This window comes from Paraburkholderia sp. Ac-20340, from assembly GCF_017104965.1.
Classification (GTDB): domain Bacteria; phylum Pseudomonadota; class Gammaproteobacteria; order Burkholderiales; family Burkholderiaceae; genus Paraburkholderia.
In genome coordinates this window covers 356,368-374,055 of the sequence record NZ_JAAGPR010000004.1, presented here as the reverse complement: position 1 = coordinate 374,055, position 17,688 = coordinate 356,368, and the positions used below count along the sequence as shown (strand labels likewise).

Genomic DNA, 17,688 nt, shown 5'->3' with positions numbered 1-17,688 from the left:
GCGATTCTGCTTTGAATCCGCTGTGATCTTCTGCCCTGCCTGGGATAACGAATCATGCTGACCATTGACGATATCCGCGCCGTTCCGCTGTTCTCCACGCTGGGCGACACCGCACTCGAACATCTGGCGAATACATCGGCCGATCTGCATTTGTGTGCCGGCGAATTCGCCGTCCACGAAGGCGCGGAACGCGCGCTCTATGCCGTTCTGAGCGGCAAGATGGAAGTCGTGAAGATGTTCGACGGCGTCGAGCGCACGCTCGGATGGCGTTTGCCCGGCACCATTTTCGGCGAGGTGCCGCTTGCCCTGAGTTCGCCTTTCCCGGGCGCCTATCGGGCTGCGCAAGCGTCGCGCGTCATGCGGGTGGATGCGCAGCACTATTACGCGCTGGCCGCCGGGTCGCCGGAAGTCGCGGAGAAAATGGGCGCGCTCGCCCGGGAACGCATCGGCGGGCTGCAAGGGCTTTCCGCCGAGCCGCCCAAACCGCGCGTGACGCTCGTGGGCGCGCGCTGGGACCCGGACTGCACGGGCTTGCGCCAGTTCCTCGAACGCAATCAGATCAGTTGCGACTGGCTGGCGCCCGATGCGCCGGAACTGCAAGGACGCTGGCCCGGCCCCTGCCCGGCGGAACACGAATGCCCGGCACTGCGTCTGGCCGATGGAACCCTGCTCAACCGACCGGCCATCCGCGAACTCGCCGAACGGTTGGGCCTGCAGACTCAGGCCCGGCTCGCCGAATATGACGCGACCATCATCGGCGGCGGCCCGGCTGGCCTCGCGGCGGCCGTGTATGGCGCGTCCGAAGGCTTGCGAACCATCGTGGTCGAACGCGAAGCGCCGGGCGGACAGGCCGGCACCTCGTCGCGCATCGAAAACTACCTCGGATTTCCGAACGGCGTCTCGGGCGATGAGCTTGCGAATCGCGCGCTGCTACAGGCGAAACGCCTCGGCGCGGAGATTCTGGTGACGCGCGCCGTGGCGCGCATCGACGTCGATGCAGCCGCCGATTCGCGCCATGTGCATCTGGACGGCGGCGACGTCATCCGTACCCGCACCTTGATTCTCGCAACGGGCGTGACGTGGCGGCGTCTTGCCATCGACGGCTTCGCCCGCTTCATCGGCAAAGGCATCTATTACGGCGCCTCGCGCGGCGAAGCCGGCGCCACGCATGGACTCGATGTGTATCTGATCGGCGGCGGCAATTCGGCCGGGCAGGCCGCGCTGTATTTTTCGAATCACGCGCGCCGGGTCACGCTGGTCGTTCGCGGCGACGCGCTGGAAAAAGGCATGTCGCGCTATCTGGTCGAGCAACTCGCCAGGAAGTCGAATGTGGCGGTGCGCTTGCAGGCGGAAGTGGTGGGCGCGGTTGGCGAGATGCATCTGAGCGCCATCGATATCGTCGATAAAGCGAGCGGGAGTGTCAGCCGGCACGATTGTGGCGGCCTGTTTGTTTTTATCGGCGCCGATGCCGAAACCTCGTGGCTGCCCGATGCGATTGCACGTAACGAGCGCGGCTATGTTCTGACCGGCGATGACGTCGTCAAGGCCGGACGCTGGTTGCACAGGCGCGATCCCTTCCTGCTCGAAACGAGTGTGCCGGGCCTGTTCGCGTGCGGCGATGTGCGATTGAGTCCGATCAAACGCGTCGCCTCGGCAGTCGGCGAAGGGAGTATGGCGATTGCGTTCGTGCACAAGTATCTGCAGGAGCCGCAGCCTTAGGCCCGGCTTGCTGCTGACGCGGCAAAACACAATCGCCAGCCTTCACAATAGTTAGTTACCCAAAACGTATTAACGTTGTGCCGACACGCCGATCGTCACGCGCCGGTCCGGCTTGAGGCATGCAATCACCGCGCCGCTCTCGCCCGCTGGGCAATGCGTGACCGGCTGGCTCGCGCCCACGCCCTCGGTATGGATCACGTGTGCGTCGACGCCATGCGCAACCAGATAATCGCGCACCGTATTCGCACGCGCGAGCGACAGACGCTGGTTGATCGCATCGGAGCCGATACGATCCGTGTGCCCCACCACCGTCACTTCGCTCACCGCCTGATGATGTTCGATGCGCGCGACGGCGCCATCGAGCGCCTGGCGTCCTTCGGGTTGAAGCGCCGCAATATCCGATTTGCCGAACGCGAACAACGCATCGGTTTGCAGCGAGAATTCATCGACGGTCGCGCTGGTCTGCTGCGCTGTCGCGGGCGCAACCGGCTCGCTAGCCGCGGCCTGCATCAATGCCGCGCATGACGGATCGCGCCAGAACGTGCCGCTCACCTGCATATGGCGATCGAACTGCACCTGATACTGGCACGACACAATCTCGCCGCCGCGCCGGAAATCGAACAGATAATTCCAGACGTGATTGCCGACGAACCATTCGTTGAAATGCGGCGGTCCGATCAGATCGCGCACCTGATCCTTGTTCAGCCCGACGCCGATATTGCGCAGATTCTCCACGTTGACAAAGGTGCCGCCCGCGGGCGACGCGGACTGCTGATCGGGAAAGCGCGGCGGATTGTACGGCGACGCGCAGCCTTGCAGAACAACGCTCGTCATCACGGCGACGAACGAAACGGCAATCGACGTTTTTTTCATGGTCAGTTTCATGGCCCTATACCACTCATGATGGAAAACCGGCTTGCCGTAGCGAGTCGCAACGACTCGCGCGCCGCGCGCCACGACAAGGCCGGTTGAAAGTCAGACGGATCGCCTTACCACTGATAGCCGGCACCGACCACCGCGCCGTAATAGCTGCGCGTATTGGTCGTCACCGCGGCCTTGTAGATCCAGTGGTTGTTCTCCGAGATCGTCGAAATGCCGATCGCCTGCCCCGACTGCCCGTGGTAGTAGCTGCCCGCAATCGCGACCATGCTCTTGCCCGGACCCGAGGGCTGCGGCAGTCCCGCGACCGCCATCGCCGCGGCCGTGCCTGCGTCGGCGTCGTGACGCAGTTGCTGGATCTGGCCGTCGGTGTAGCTGTTGGCCTGCGAGATCGCGCTGTTGAGCTGCTGCACGTTGACCGCATCGGTGGGCGCGGTGCCGGCGGCCACGTTCGTCACCTGGCGCGGCGTATCGGCGCTGCCCATCGACACGACATTCGAGCGGCCATCGTCCGTACTGCCCGCGCCGATCGCGACCGAGTTGGTCCCCGTCGACGTCGCGCCCGAACCGATCACCGTCGAGCTGACGCCCGATGCAGTCGAAGACGTGCCGACCGCCGTGCTGTTCGCCCCCGACGCCACCGCGCCCGAACCGCCCGCCGACGAATTCGAACCGGTCGCCGCCGCCGTATTCGCCGTGCTGCTGGTGTTCGACGGGAACGTGCCGCTGTTCGAGGTCTGATTCGACGTCTGATTCCCGGCCTGATTGCTGATGAGTGTCTGCAATTCCTCGTTGACGGCCTGCAACTGGCTCACGTTGACCGCGTCCGTTGCCGCCACGCCCGCTGCAACGCCCGTGATCTGGCGGTTGCCCACATTCACTTCGCCCACCGACGAGCCCGGCGAACTCAGGCCATAGCCGATGTAGCTGCTGAGCGCGCCGACCGTCGTGACCGAGCCCGCGCCAATCGCCACGCTGTTCGCATAGGTCGACTGCGCGCCCGCGCCGATCGCCACCGCGTTGAGCGCCGTGCTTTGCGCGCCCGAACCGAGCGCGATGCCGGCCGCACTGGTCGCCAGCGCGTTCGCGCCTTGCGCAATCGACTGCGCGCCGCCAGCGGTCGCGCCGCTGCCCAGCGCCAGCGCATCGGCCTGCGCCGACTCCGACTTCTCGCCGATGGCGATGCCGCCAGGCGCGGTCGAATCGACGATCGCACCGTTGCCGATCCCCACGCCGCTGTCGCCATTGACCACGGTGGTCGGGCCGACCGCCACCGACTGATCGCCCACGGCGAGCGAATCGGCCGCCGTGGAGTTGGCGTGGAAGTACATCGTGGTGGTGGTCGCGAACGCCTGCAGCGCGCCGCTCAACTGGCGCACCGTGACGGCGTCCTGCGCCTGCGTGCCGTCCGCCACGTTGGTGATCTGGCGATAGGTACTGGTCGCCGCATCGCCCACCGAGACCGCGCCGAGCAAGGTGCGATCCGAGGTGTTGTACGGAATCGCGGCGCTGCCCGCCGTGATCGAACCGATGCCCGAGAGCACGGCGCGATCGGAGACGGAACCCGCGCCGAGCGCGACACCGTCCGCAACCGATACCGTCGTCTGCGCACCGAGGCTCGTCGCGTTGTCGGCGCTGGCCTGCGCGCCATTGCCTGCCGCGAGGCTGCTTGCACCCGTCGACACGGCGAGCGGTCCAATCGCCACGCTATCGGTGCCGGTGGCCTGGCTGTCGGCGAGCGTCGAGTTCGCGTGGAAGTACTTGATGCCGCCGCCGTTGACCACGCTGCCGATTTCGTTTTCGATGTTGGTCAGGCTGGTATCGACGCCGTCGAATGCATCGCCGACATTGTTGTACGTCGAGCCCTGAATCGTGTAGCTCGGTGCCGAAACGCCGCTGCCCGCCGTGTAGGTCGAGCCGCCGCCAAGCGCCGCCGCAACCGTCGAACCCGTTGCGTTCGATGCGCTCGCCACCGAGTACAACTGCGAGCCGTTGATCGCATCGGTCGAGGTGGCCGACACCACGCCCGCCGCCACGTTTTGAATCTGACGCTCCGAGCCCGCCGCGCCCACCGATACAACCGAAGTCGGCGCAGTAGCCGCTGCCGTGCCGCCCGTGAGATCGAACGTGCCCGTATGCGGTGCAGCAGTCGTCGAGTTCGCACCCAGCGCGACATCCGATGCATTCGTAGCCACCGCGTTCGTACCAAGCGCGATGCCATTGGTCGCCGCGCTCTGCACCACCGCGCCATTGCCGATCGCCACGCCGCCCGCCGCATTGGCCTGCGACGCATTGCCGAGCGCGACCGCACCGATGCCGTTCGCGACCGCGCTATTGCCGATGGCCACCGCGCCCTGCCCGGTCGCGGTGTTATTCGCGCCAACCGCCACCGCGCCGTCGCCCGTTGCGGTGTTCGGATCGCCGATCGCCACGGCGCCATTGCCGCTGGCCGTCTGACCTTCGCCCAGCGCGATCGCGCCCGTGCCGCTCGTCACCTGCGAATCGTGTCCGCCGGCGATCGAGCCGGTTCCGGCGGCGGCGGCCACGATGGCGTTATCGCCGAACGCCACCGTCATCGATGCGAGTGCCTGCGCCGACGGGCCCATCGCGGTCGCGCCTGCCGCAGCCGCAACCGCGCCATAGCCGAACGCCGACGCCAGCGTGCCGCTCGCCGTGGCGGTGCCGCCCAGCGCCGTGCTGCCGGTGCCCGTAGCGATCGAATTGATACCAAGCGACGTCGCATTGAGCGCGGTAGCCTGTGCACCCGCGCCGAGCGCGGTCGTGGAAACGCCCGTGGCCTGCGCTGCATTGCCCATCGCAATGCCGTATTGCGCCGACGCCACGGCGCCGTTACCCATGGCGATCGAGCTATCCGCGCTCGCCGTCGAGCTGACGCCGTAAGCCTGCGCGTTCGCCCCGCTGGCGACATCGTTGGCGCCGAGCGCCACGGCGTTGTCGCCGCTCGCCTGCGTGCCGGAACCCGGCACACCCGACGTGCCGCCCCAGCCGATCGCGACCGCGCCGGTGCCGGACGCACCGCTGTTGACACCGATAGCGACCGCCGAGGCACCGCTAACCGAGGCGCCCGAGCCGATGGCCGTGCCGGCATCCGCGGTCGATGTCGAAATCGCCTGGTTGCCGATCACGATCGAGTAGGCGCCTGCCGCGGAAGACTGCGAGCTCAAGGCCGTCGCGTGGTCTCCGGTTGCGATCGCGTCCCAACCCAATGCAGTCGAATTCGCCGACGATGCGGTGGAACTCGCGCCCACTGCAGTCGAACGAATCCCGGTTGTGATCGATCCGCCGCCAATTGCCGTGCTGGCGCCACCGGAGGCGGTCGCATGTTCACCGACCGCCGTATCGTTGATACCAGCGGAAGTGAAATAGCCCAGCGCGGTACCACCCTGACCGGTTGCATTGGCGTCGCAGCCGACGGCGGTTCCATCGACGGCAGCCGTACTCGTCGCGCAGCCAGAGCCCGTGACGCCGCTCACGACGGCAGAACCGCTCGACTGCGCCATCGCCGTTACCGGCAGGCTCGCGAGAACAAGACTGAGAATAGAAACAATCGGACGCAGCTTCAGCGAGTCAGCGTTCCCTTTGCGATTTAAATGCAATTTATTCTTGAATTTGCCAGCCATGAGGGCCCACTCCGGGTTGTCGGCTTCTGATTGATTTAGAAAAAACTGCTTCGGATTACTATTCAATGCAATCCGCAATGAACGCTCTGCCGCGCATCGAGTGTTCGTGCGCGCTGTTCGTTCGTATTGGTCAACCTACCGAGAGCGTGCGGTCTGGAAATTCTTATGACGTCGGCGCTTGAGGCGCGTGAAATCGTCGTCGGCGTGATAGGCGTCTGAAATGATTAAACCGGGCGACGACCTTGTTTCCAATTCCTACGAGATCTTTCAGCGACGAATAATATTGGCTTCGTCGCGAAAGGAAAACTGAACTTTTGTCAATTTTTGGAAGGATTCAGCGTGACTGGATTCACTTGCGATGCGTATTGAATACACAAGAAGGGAAAGCGAAACTGCCTTGTTTACGCGGCCTGAAATGCGCTATTCGCCTGCAGATAGCGTATTCCTCCCAACTGTGCAACGACGTACTGTTGTCAGGAAATCACAAATATCTGGAAAGCTTTTGAAATCGCCCCGTTGATTTTGAAAATCGCTGAAAACCAACGTCGAAGTGGCTGTGGAAAAGGCTTATCCGAAACTAAAAGCATCACCATGCAATGCGGCAAATACATCAATCCGCATTTTCTTCACGCAATGTCACATCGAAGTTCACAATTGTTCACAAACGATTCTTCTCCCCGCCAATAAGATCCTGTCCCGTGTGTTTGGCGTCGCGTAAAGGAGATGACTCAGTGCACATTCTGGTTGTCGAGGACGATCCCGTTCAGGCGGAAGGCGTGGCAGGCGTCCTGTCGCGGCTCGGCTATCACGTGCACTTCGCGCGGGATGGCGAAAGCGCGATCCGGGCATTGCGCGTCCAGCCTATCGACGCGGTCGTGCTCGACTGGCATCTGCCGAAAATGTCGGGAATCGACGTGTTGCACTGGATCAGGGACGGCGTAGGCGGGACGTATGGTGTGCTGCTGCTGACGAGCCGCGTGGAGGAATGCGATGTCGTCAGCGCGCTCGACGCGGGCGCGGACGACTATCTCACCAAGCCGTTCCGACCGGACGAACTGGCAGCGCGCATGAAGGCGCTGACGCGCCGGGCCGCGCGCAACAGTACGCCGCAAAGCCTGCTCAAGGCCGGTGAATACGTGCTGGACCGGCAAGGCCGAACCGTGTCGCTACATGGCAAACCGATCGACTTCACGCCGAAGGAATATGACGTGGCGGCCGCGCTGTTCAATAACCTCGGCAAGATCATGTCGCGCGACATGCTGGCGAAGACTGCCTGGGGCCGTGAAATGGATTCGCGTTCCCTGGATACGCATGTCTATCGCATTCGCCAGAAGTTGAAATTACGCCCGGAAAACCGTCTGCGTCTGTCGTCGGTTTACACCGTTGGATACCGGCTCGACGAAATGGTCGCGGCCGAACCGGGTTTCGCTGCGGGCAAGGTTATCGTGGGCGAATGTCTCTAGCCGCGCGCTTCATCGCGGCGCATAGGTAGTCAGTTTCTTTGAAGCACGTTCTCCTGGCGTAGCGAACCCCGTCGCTGCGTCATTTACGGCCGGCACATCGAGCGCCGGCCGCTTTTTCTTTCTTCGCAGAGAACCGGCAATCAATCAGGCATCCGAAACAGATTGCGCGACCGGTTCCAGACGATATCCCGCCGTATAGACCGAAGTCAGCCGCAGGCCGTTCTCGGGATGCAGTTTCAGTTTGCGCCGGATGCGGTAGATATGGGTGTCGAGTGATCGCGATTCGGCGCCGAGTTCGCGCCCCCACGCAGTCAGTGCAAGCAACTCGCGTGACAGGATTTTCCCGAGGTTATTGAACAGCGTCGCAACGAGCTGAAATTCCTTGGTGGTCAACACGATATCGGCGTCACGAAGCGTAATCGTTCTGGCCTGTGCATCCAGCACGTATTCGCCGGCCCTGATGGCCTTGTCGCCCGCATTGCGCACCAGGCGGCGCACCAGCGCATGAACGCGCGCGACCAGTTCATCGGAACGAAAAGGCTTGGCGATGTAATCGTCGGCGCCAGCTTCCAGCGCGTGCACCACATCGAGTTCCTGAACCCGGCTGGTCAGAAACAGCACGCCATATTTCTCGCCAATACCTTCGCGTATCCATTTCAGGACCTCGATGCCGCTCATGCCTGGCAAATGCCAGTCGAGCACGACGGCATCGACCGTCTCGGCCTGCAAAAAGCGGATCGCCGCTTCGCCGTCGTTCACGACACTCACGCTGAAGTTATGCCGCGTCAATACGCCCGCTACGGCCTGAGCCTGAACGGGATCGTCTTCGACAATCAGAATATGCATGCTTTTAATTCCAGACATCCGGTTCCGGTCATAGAAAATCTATCCGAGCCTCGGCAGGCGAACCGTAAATACCGTCCCCTGCCCCACGGCCGAACGCACAAAAACCCGCCCGCCCAATGCATCGACCACCGATTTGACGAACGCAAGCCCCAGGCCATGACCGGACCAGGACCGCGAGCTTTCGAGCTGGCCGAATTCAAGAAATAAGCGCCGCATATCGGGTTCCGCAATGCCAGGTCCCTGATCGACCACCGAGACCTTGAAATGATTGCGCGTCACCGATAAACGCACGCGAATCGCCGATGAAGGCGGGCTGTACTTGATGGCATTGCCGATCAGATTGCCGAACGCGCGCCGCAAAAGCTGGGGATCGGCAATCGTATTGACGCCGGGCTCCGCGATCAGATTCACGTCGATCGATTTGGCGCTGGCCTGCGGCCAGAAGTCGTCGACGGCATCGCCCAAGGCCAACGCCGGGTCCACCCGGCTCAAATTCGGCGCCACCGATTCGGCGCGCGCGAGAAATAGAAAATCGTCGGACAGACTCAGCGCCGTGGTCGCATAGTGCTCGACGAGTTCGACAAACTGCCGCTGCGTCAGACGCGGCGGGTCTTGCCGCATCTGCTCGACGAGTGCGAGCAAGGCGGCTTGCGGCGAACGCATGTCGTGCGACATAAAACGCAACGCCATATCCCGCTGCCGTTCCGCGCGGCGGATCGAAGACAGATCGGTCACATAGAAAATCAGCGCGCTGCCGCGTTCCGCACCCGGGCGTATCAGCGCGCATTTGAGCAGCAGCGACCGCCCGTCGCGCGCACTCGTAATCTCGATGCCTTGCGAAAGCAGGCTTGTGGCGCTCACCGGCAGGGTTCGGCCCGCGTATTGCATTTCGAGCAGCGATAGCGCCTGCTCGACGAAATCGACGGCACGATGCGATGACGTGATCTCGAACAGCACATCGGCGGCCTGACGGCCCGTCGGCGAGGATGTCGCGCCGTTGCCATCCGGGTGCATGGACAATGCAATCACCTGCGCGTTAGCCAGCAGCACCGTGCCCGCATAATCGGCCACGAGCGTGGCCTCGGGCAGCGTGTCGACCCAGTCCGCCACCAGCTCGCGATAACGATGCACGCGTTCGACCAGCGACGTCACGACCTCCAGGCGATGCTGGATCGGATCGACGAAGCGCCGGATACGCGTCGATCCCGACGGCGCCGTGGATTCGCGCAGCGATCTCGCGGTCTCGCGCGACAGATAGCTCAGCAGCGCCTCCTGACGCCGCCACGCCCATAACGGCCACGCGATCAGGCAAGTCACGAACCCCACTGCCGGGGCGAGAAACATGTGCCCCAGCCGCATCGCCAGCAAGGCGACAAGCGCATTCATGCAGGCCAGCGCGACGGAAACGCACAAGCTCCAGCGCGGCCCCAGCAGATAAAGCGCGATGCACACGAGCGGCACGACGCCGAGATCGAATAGCAATTGCTGCCAGAATTGGCTGGGCCTGACCAGCGTGGAAGTCGCCAGCGCATTGGTTGCCTCCGCAACGAACTCGATGCCGCTCAGGGATGCGCCATCGACCAGCGGTGTGGGAAGCCGTTCTGCGTAACCGCTGGCCGTCACGCCGATCAGGACGATCCGCCCGCGCAGAAAACTGGCGGGAATGCGCCCTTGCAGCACGTCGAGATACGACACGCTATCGAACGAAGGCTCCGCGCCCAATGGCACATAGCGCACGCATCCTCGGCCCCCGGCGCGCTCACTCGCCTTATCGTCCCGACTGCATATCGGCATGGTTTCATCCGCAGCACGCAGCACGAGCGCGGCAATGTGCCCCTCGGCCTGCTGCACGCCAGACCAGAGCTGCACGCTGCGATAAATCCCATCGCTATCCTGACGCGCGCCGGTAAAAGCGCGCGCATAGCTTGCACGCACGAGGAGTTTGTCGCCGTCGGTGTGAGGCGCGGGCAGCGGAATCACCACCTTGCCGTTGCGCCGCACGGCATCCACGAGCGGCAGCAACTCGGCCGTGGACGCGCTGCCTATGGCGCGTCCCCACGGCACGAGGCCCACGGCCGCAACGCCGTCATCGGTCAGCCGGTCGAGCAGACGCGCGTGCACGCTGGGCGCAAGCGGCAAGCGGCCGAGCGCGGACACCGTCTGATCGTCGATGGCGACGACCAGAATGCGTCGCGGCGCAACCTGATGCAGGGCACGCGAGGCAATATCGAGGAATGCGAGGTCGGCGCGATGGAGTGCGTGCGTACACGAAAGCGCAAAACACGCCACGATCAGCGCGAGGACGAGTCCGGGCCACTCGCGGGATAGATCCGGTTGGGCCCGCGCGGCCAATCCTGAGTCATCGCGAAAGCGGTTACGGGAACCGAAGAAGAACCGGCCTTTCATGTCAGGGTGTGAGCAACGAAAAACCGCTGAAGTCGCGCGATGCGCTGACGGGGTTCCGCGAAACGCCTGATGGGCGAATGCAGCAAAATTCTGACACCGGTAAATCTCGACTCTCTGACTGCGGATTGCCTCGCGCAAATGCACGACAGTGGCGGGAGCCTGAATTATCCAAATAGTTAAGCGTGCGTCAGCATTTGTCACAAAATGAAACAAATTGTCTATTCTTCATACGTTTGCGCACGCAACCAAACGCATTTCCAGAAATTTCCTTTAAGTCACCGTTATTAAATTTCCCTGAAAACGATTTTAATCTGCAAAAAGATTCGGAAAATACGCAATAATAAAAACGCCCAATTGACAATTCGTTGCGCACGCAACGCAGGCAAAACGCTTTTGTCAACAGGCCCGATGTGTTAGCCTCCGCGGTCAATACCCGTTACGCATCACCACACTCCCCACAGCAAAAGAAAGAGTTGACGTAGTCCACGCCAGCCATCCGTCTATGCGAGTCCAGGTCAAACAACGGTTGAGTTCGTTCTGGCGCCCCATTCGGGCCGCCGTTGAAACGGCGCCTTCCGGCAGCGCGCAAGAGCCGCCCGAAACACGCCCACGCCCGCCGCGATCCCTGTTGAGCGACGCCGAGCTTGGACTCGCACGCGGCGAGTTTTTCTTCGTCGCCCAGCCGATACTGCGTCTGCACGAGAAGCGGCTTTCGGGGTTCGAATACCTGATGCGATGGCGACATCCCGATGACGGCATTCTCGCGCCGGCGCGTTTTATCAGCCTGGTGGAAGATTCGATTCTGGCCCGCCGCTTTACCGACATGCTGATCGAGCGCGCCGCCGACACGCTGCAGCGCTGGCAACGCTCCGGCCACGGCGATCTCTCGCTGGCCATCAATCTTGGCGCAACGGAATTGGCGAGTGCCGATCTGCCGCAACGCATCCAGTCGATTTTCGCGGCACGCGAGGTCATGCCGGCGCGGCTCGATATCGAATTGACGGGCGCGGTTCAACCGGATTGCCTGGACGGCCTGGCGGAAGCCATTCGCGCGGTTCAGGCTATCGGCACGCGGGTCGCGCTCGACGATCTGGGCGGCGGCTATAACTCATTGACCCTGCTTCAACAACTGCCCGCCGATATCGTCAAGTTCGACCGCTCGTATCTTGCGAACGTACCCGCCGATAACGAAGCCACGCGCGTGATCGAAATGCTCGTCAAATTCGCGCACGGCCACGGAAAGCAGATCGTGCTCGCCGGTGTCGAAACGCAGGAGCAGTTTGCCTGGGCCCAATCGCTGCGCGACGTCGACGTGCAGGGGTTTTATATCGACAAACCGCAGGACGAAACCCGCGTAAACGAATTGATCGCGCGTTACGGACGTCCTTCTGCGAGCGCCCAGGCAATGCGCGGCAGCCCGTAATCACGCGCCGCCGCGTGCGAATGCCGATGCCTGTCTACCAGCGAATCAACGCGGCGCCCCAGGTGAAACCGGATCCCATGGTCGGCGTGAGCACCAGATCGTTTTCCTTGATGCGCCCATCGGCAACGGCTTCGCAGAGCGCCAGCGGAATCGACGCCGCCGACGTGTTGCCGTGATGATCGACGGTGAGCACGACTTTCTCCATCGGCAAATGCAGCTTGTCGCTCAAGGTCTGCACGATGCGCTGGTTTGCCTGATGCGGCACGACCCAATCGAGATCGCTCTGGCTCAAACCATTCGCGGCGAGCGCTTCCTGCGAGGCCTCGGCGAGATTCACCACGGCATGCAGAAACACCTCGCGGCCGGCCAGATGCATCGTGCCGGCGGTCTGGGTGGACGACACGCCGCCGTCCGTGTGGATCTTGTCCTGATGCCGCCCGTCCGAATGCAGGTGCGTGGAAAGAATGCCGCGCGGCGTGCCTTCGGCATGACGCTCGGCGCGCAGAATCACCGCGCCCGCGCCGTCACCGAACAGCACGCAGCTATTGCGATCGTGCCAGTCGACCACCCGCGACATGGTTTCCGCACCGATCACGAGCGCCGTGCGCGCCTGCCCCAAACGGATCATGTTGTCGGCCACCGAAAGCGCGAATACAAAGCCCGAACACACCGCCTGCACATCGAACGCCGCGCCGCCTTCCATACCGATGGCGGCCTGCACGCGCACCGCCGTGGACGGCATGGTGCGATCGGGCGTGCAGGTCGCGAGGACGATCAGGTCAATATCGGCGCCACGCATGCCGGCATGCCTGAGCGCCGCGTTCGCTGCGCCAATCGCCAGATCGGAAGTCAGCTCGCCGCGCGCTGCGATGCGCCGCTCCTTGATGCCCGTGCGTTGCGTGATCCACTCGTCTGTCGTGTCGACCATGCGCGCGATCTCAAGATTCGTCATGCGCCGCTCGGGCAGCGCCGAACCGCAGCCCACCACGCGCGACATCCAGGTGCCAGCGCGGTTGATTTCCGCCATCCTCAGTACTCCGATTAAAGTCGATGATGATCGATGCTGCGCCGGGCGACCAGCCAGGACGCGCCGGCGCCGGCGCAGACGCGCTTACCAGCTTCCGGCAGCGGCTTCGTCCGATTCGGCTTCGTCGGCTGCGGCCGGCTGGACGCGCGAAACCAGATGATCGGCGAGCGAAGCAAAGGTCGGATAGTCGAACAGCACGGTATCGTCGATCTTGATCTTCAGGCGCTCTTCGAGGAAGAACGCCAGTTCGACCGAATGCATCGAATCGAATCCGGCATCGGCGAAAGTCTGGTCGAGGTCGGTCGGCACCTGAAGCTGGTTCGCCTCGGTCCACTCCTGAATCCAGGCGAGGATCGACTGCGCGGTCACCCTGGACGCGTTAGCGGTTGCGGCGTGAAGTTGGTCGCTCATGAGTTCGGTTCCTTGAGATCAGATGGAGAAAGATGTTGCGTGCGCAACGTCGTCATAGCGCAGCAAAGCGGCGAGCCGTCGTGCTGCCGGTTCGCGCACGATGGAGTTGTGGTCGTCGTCGAATACGCTCACGGTGATGCCGCCGCGCGTGAGCGCGCGCAAATGCTGCGCCGCGTGGGTGGCCGATGCGCCGCTCTCATTGCGCGCGGCAAGCGCGTATTCGATGCGCGCCTCCACCTGGCGCGGACGATGACGCGCCTGCGCCACCGCACTCGCCGCATGCAATCGTGCGAGATGAGCAAAAGTGGCCGGATGCGCGCGGCGTCGCGCCTCGGCGAGATGAAAGTCGTGGTCGAGCATGGCGTCGAAGCGCTCATCGGCCAGCCATTGATCGATGAGCTGGGTGTCGTCCAGCTTCTCGAAGTCGCTTGCCAACTGGCGCAGCCGCGTTGCGAAAACACCTTCGAATAGTGGACTATCGACGATCAGCAGCGGCGGCGCGACATTGCCCTGCGCCTCCCATTGCGCCGCCATTTCGTGCGCGACAATGCCACCGAACGACCAGCCGCCGAGCAGATCGGGCTGCTTGCCGTGACTGGCGAGCAGCGCCGCCCGATAGCGCGCCGCGAGTTGCCCGATCGAGAGATACGCGGGTTGGCGATCCTGGTCCGCATAGGGATGCCGGAACGCAATAATCGTTGGGTCGCCCGGCCACGCGGCGGCCAGTTCCTCGTAGCAAAGCACATCGCCGCCAACTGGATGCACGAGCGCAACAAGCGGACCACGGCCCTCGCGCAAGGTCACGACGAGTGCGCGATCATCGCTTGTTTCAGGCACTTTCTTCACTTCGTTCGCGCTTGCATCGCGTGATGCGCCGTACCACGCCGCCAATGAATCCAGCGACGCGCCGCGCGCGAGCATCGACATGGGCGGCATCTTGCCGAAGCGCTGATGCAGACGCACACGCAATTCCGTCAACGCAAGCGAATCGAGTCCCTGACCGACGAGTGAATCCGCATCGGTCAGGTTCACGCCATCTGCTGCCACCGACGCGACAATCGTGCGCAGTGTAGCGAGCAAGGCTTCGCTGTTCGCTTCGGCGAATACAGCCTGCGGCGCTCGCGTCATATCGCTATTCGCCGCGATTGGATTCGAGTGCTGCACGACGCGGCGCGCAACATCTGGGAACGGCAATTCGAATCGCACTTCGTCGAAGCAATAACCTGGCGCTTCGGCAGGTTGTGGCGCCTTGCCGTAAAGCTTGCTCCACGCGATCGTCTGACCCGCGCCGTACAAATGCGCGCAGGCATGGGCAAAGCCGGTGTTTTCGCTTTCTTCGTCGCCTTCCGGGCCGTCTGCCAGCGATGAAATCGCACACTGCCAGTCGCCGCCCGAACTCGCGCGGGCGAGCCTCGCGAGCGCCGCGCCAGGGCCGACTTCGATAAAGAGCGTCTTGCCGTCACACGCCGCGCGCAAGGCCTCGTGAAAGCGCACGGGTTGCTCGACCAGATCGAGCCAATGTTCGACAGTGGCAATCGATTCAGTCGCCAGCGCGCCCGTCAGCGTGGAGACGATCGGGATGGCGCACGGCTTGAACGTCAAGGATTCGAGCGCCTGCTGGAAGGCTTCGCGCATCGAACGCAGCATCGGCGAATGGCCGGGCGTTCCATAGGTCTTGAGCAACGAGACGCGCTTGCCTGCCGCCACCATCGCGTCCTGCACCTTCGCCACCGCTGCCTGCGTGCCGCTCACGACGGTCTGCTCCGGCGCGTTGATGCCTGCCACGAACAGGTCCGTGCCGAACGCGAACTGTGCGCGCAGTTCATCGGCGCTGGCCGCGACGGCGAGCATCGCGCCCGCAGGCGTCGCGCTATCGAACAAGCGCCCACGCGCTTCGACCGCCTTGATGCCATGCGCGAGCGACATCACGCCGCCGATCACGGCCGCCACATGCTCGCCCAGCGAATGCCCGATCAGCAGATCGGGCTGCACGCCCAGATCCATCCACGTGCGCGCGAGCGCATAGCAAACGCTGAAGTGCGCGAGCTGGCCCGGATGATGGCGCACCGAAGCGGCGTCGCGGCCAAGGATCGCATCGAGCACGGCGCGCGCCGTCTCGGCGTCGAGGTGGCGCAGGCACGCGTCCACATGCTTGCGGAAAAAGCCATTGCCGTTGTAGAGATCGCCGCCCACACCGGGCTGCCACGCGCCCTGCCCCGGCACGAGAAACGCCAGGCGCGGCTTGCGCGCCTGCTCGCCTGCGTGCCATTGGCCGGTGGGATTCGCCGCGAGAAAAGCGTCGAGACCCGCGATGAAATCGTCTTTTGTCGTGCCGACCAGCGCCACGCGATGATCGAAATGATCGCGCCTCACACTCGCCGTATGGCAAGCGTCGCGCAACGGCGTGGACGTATTCGCAAGCCAGGCTCGCCATGCCGATGCGAGTCGCTGACGTGCCTGAGGCGAACGCGCCGACAGTGTCAGCACGCGCTCGCGCTCGACATTCGCCGCGCTGTCCGCCGCGCTATCCGCTGTATTCACCGGATCAGGCGCCGCCAGAATCATATGCACATTGGTGCCCGTGATGCCGAATCCGCTCACCCCAACCAGCGTCGCGCCTTCGGCGAGCGCCGTGCGTTCGCGCGCGATCTCCAGTTGCGTGCCTTCCCAGTGAAAACGCGGATTCGGCGTCGTGAAGTTCACCTGCGCGGGCACATGGCGATGACGCAAAATCAGCATCGCCTTGATGAAACCGGCCATGCCGGCAGCACCCTCCAGATGACCCACCTGGGATTTCACGGAACCCACGAGGATCGGCTTGTCGCGCTCGACATCGCGCGCATAGACATTTCGGAGTGCCGATAATTCGATGGGGTCGCCAAGCGATGTGCCCGTGCCATGCGCCTCCACATACGCAATCGTTTGCGCGGCCACGCCCGCGCGGGCCAGTGCACGACGGATCACCGCTTCCTGGGCCGCGCCGTTGGGCGCGGTGAGGCCGTTGCTCGCACCATCGCTATTGAGCGCGGAACCGGCCAGCACCGCGTCGATGCGCTCGCCATGCGCCAGCGCATCCTCCAGCCGCTTCATGACGATCGCACCACCGCCCTCGCCGCGAATATAGCCATCGGCCTGCGCGTCGAACGGGCGACATTGTCCCGACGGCGACATGGCCTGGAGCCGCGCGACGCCGATGGTTTCCTCGGGCCCGAGAATCAGGTTCACACCGCCCGCGATCGCCACATCGCAGTCGCCCGCCAGCAGACTTTGCGACGCCAGATGAATGGCCACGAGCGACGAGGAGCAGGTCGTATCGACAAAGATCGCCGGCCCGCTCAAGCCCAGCACATGCGCCACGCGCCCCGGCGCCATCGCCCGCAGATTGCCGAGCTTCGAATAAGTCGTGATGCCGGCGGGGTCGCCCGACCAGACGGTGCGGCGACCATAATCGGCCTCGCCGGTCGTCATGAAAACGCCAACGTTCTTGCCGCGCAACTGGCCCGGCGCAAGCCCCGCGTTCTCGAGCGCAGACCACGCGAGTTCCAGCATCCAGCGCTGTTGCGGGTCCATTTCCACCGCTTCGGCCGCCGAGGTGCGGAAGAACGTGTGATCGAAGAAAAAGGGATCGTCGACATAACCGGCGACGCGCGAATAAGTCGTGCCCGGCTCGTCCGGGTCCGGCGAATAGAATGCGTCGATATCGAAGCGTTCGCGCGGCGTTTCGCGAATCGCGCTGCGCCCGGAATTGAGAAAGTCCCAATAACTGGCTGCGCACGAGGCGCCGCCCGGAAAGCGGCACGCCATGCCGATAATGGCGACCCGTCTGGAGGGTACGCTGGACTGGTCCATTGCGGTCTCGTTGCTGGAAGAGTT

10 protein-coding genes are annotated in these 17,688 nt (G+C 63.6%); 3 read left to right on the top strand and 7 right to left on the bottom strand.

Annotated elements, in window-relative coordinates:
- Nucleotides 1–54: 54 nt before the first annotated feature.
- On the top strand, nt 55–1,719 hold the full coding sequence (locus tag G3N59_RS08830; protein WP_205982173.1) for a cyclic nucleotide-binding domain-containing thioredoxin-disulfide reductase: 1,665 nt from the start codon (nt 55–57) through the stop codon (nt 1,717–1,719).
- A 69-nt stretch (nt 1,720–1,788) separates the two neighbouring features.
- Here the strand turns inward: G3N59_RS08830 and G3N59_RS08825 are convergent, their stop codons facing one another.
- Nucleotides 1,789–2,592 carry an OmpA family protein gene (locus G3N59_RS08825; protein WP_205982172.1) on the bottom strand — a complete coding sequence of 268 codons (804 nt, stop codon included), beginning with the start codon at nt 2,590–2,592 and terminating at the stop codon, nt 1,789–1,791.
- A gap of 116 nt (nt 2,593–2,708) precedes the next feature.
- A complete protein-coding gene (locus G3N59_RS08820) occupies nt 2,709–6,119 on the bottom strand; it encodes a YadA-like family protein (protein WP_241023279.1) in 3,411 nt (1,136 codons plus the stop codon).
- An 851-nt stretch (nt 6,120–6,970) separates the two neighbouring features.
- Between G3N59_RS08820 and G3N59_RS08815 the strand changes: the two genes are divergently transcribed.
- Entirely contained in the window at nt 6,971–7,702 is a 732-nt protein-coding gene (locus tag G3N59_RS08815; RefSeq protein WP_205982170.1) for a response regulator transcription factor, read from the top strand.
- Nucleotides 7,703–7,846: 144 nt separating this feature from the next.
- On the opposite strand, the gene G3N59_RS08810 is transcribed toward G3N59_RS08815, so the two are convergent.
- Both G3N59_RS08810 and G3N59_RS08805 read right to left on the bottom strand, forming a co-directional pair.
- On the bottom strand, nt 7,847–8,548 hold the full coding sequence (locus tag G3N59_RS08810; RefSeq protein ID WP_205982169.1) for a response regulator transcription factor: 702 nt from the start codon (nt 8,546–8,548) through the stop codon (nt 7,847–7,849).
- 39 nt (nt 8,549–8,587) lie between these two features.
- Complete coding sequence (locus tag G3N59_RS08805; RefSeq protein WP_205982168.1) at nt 8,588–10,954, bottom strand: CHASE2 domain-containing protein; 2,367 nt, start codon at nt 10,952–10,954, stop codon at nt 8,588–8,590.
- A 628-nt stretch (nt 10,955–11,582) separates the two neighbouring features.
- Between G3N59_RS08805 and G3N59_RS08800 the strand changes: the two genes are divergently transcribed.
- Entirely contained in the window at nt 11,583–12,377 is a 795-nt protein-coding gene (locus tag G3N59_RS08800) for an EAL domain-containing protein (RefSeq protein WP_241023278.1), read from the top strand.
- 34 nt (nt 12,378–12,411) lie between these two features.
- Here the strand turns inward: G3N59_RS08800 and G3N59_RS08795 are convergent, their stop codons facing one another.
- The 3 genes from G3N59_RS08795 to G3N59_RS08785 all read right to left on the bottom strand — a co-directional run bounded on the left by G3N59_RS08795 (nt 12,412) and on the right by G3N59_RS08785 (nt 17,664).
- Entirely contained in the window at nt 12,412–13,404 is a 993-nt protein-coding gene (locus G3N59_RS08795) for a beta-ketoacyl-ACP synthase III (protein ID WP_205982166.1), read from the bottom strand.
- A gap of 84 nt (nt 13,405–13,488) precedes the next feature.
- On the bottom strand, nt 13,489–13,815 hold the full coding sequence (locus G3N59_RS08790; RefSeq protein ID WP_205982165.1) for an acyl carrier protein: 327 nt from the start codon (nt 13,813–13,815) through the stop codon (nt 13,489–13,491).
- Nucleotides 13,816–13,833: 18 nt separating this feature from the next.
- Complete coding sequence (locus G3N59_RS08785; protein ID WP_205982164.1) at nt 13,834–17,664, bottom strand: type I polyketide synthase; 3,831 nt, start codon at nt 17,662–17,664, stop codon at nt 13,834–13,836.
- Nucleotides 17,665–17,688: the final 24 nt, after the last annotated feature.

Coding starts and splice junctions, on each gene's coding strand:
- G3N59_RS08830 (WP_205982173.1), top strand. CDS start 55: ATGCTGACCATTGACGATATCCGCGCCGTTCCGCTGTTCTCCACGCTG.
- G3N59_RS08825 (WP_205982172.1), bottom strand. CDS start 2,592: ATGAAAAAAACGTCGATTGCCGTTTCGTTCGTCGCCGTGATGACGAGC.
- G3N59_RS08820 (WP_241023279.1), bottom strand. CDS start 6,119: ATGGCGCAGTCGAGCGGTTCTGCCGTCGTGAGCGGCGTCACGGGCTCT.
- G3N59_RS08810 (WP_205982169.1), bottom strand. CDS start 8,548: ATGCATATTCTGATTGTCGAAGACGATCCCGTTCAGGCTCAGGCCGTA.
- G3N59_RS08805 (WP_205982168.1), bottom strand. CDS start 10,954: ATGAAAGGCCGGTTCTTCTTCGGTTCCCGTAACCGCTTTCGCGATGAC.
- G3N59_RS08795 (WP_205982166.1), bottom strand. CDS start 13,404: ATGGCGGAAATCAACCGCGCTGGCACCTGGATGTCGCGCGTGGTGGGC.
- G3N59_RS08790 (WP_205982165.1), bottom strand. CDS start 13,815: ATGAGCGACCAACTTCACGCCGCAACCGCTAACGCGTCCAGGGTGACC.
- G3N59_RS08785 (WP_205982164.1), bottom strand. CDS start 17,664: ATGGACCAGTCCAGCGTACCCTCCAGACGGGTCGCCATTATCGGCATG.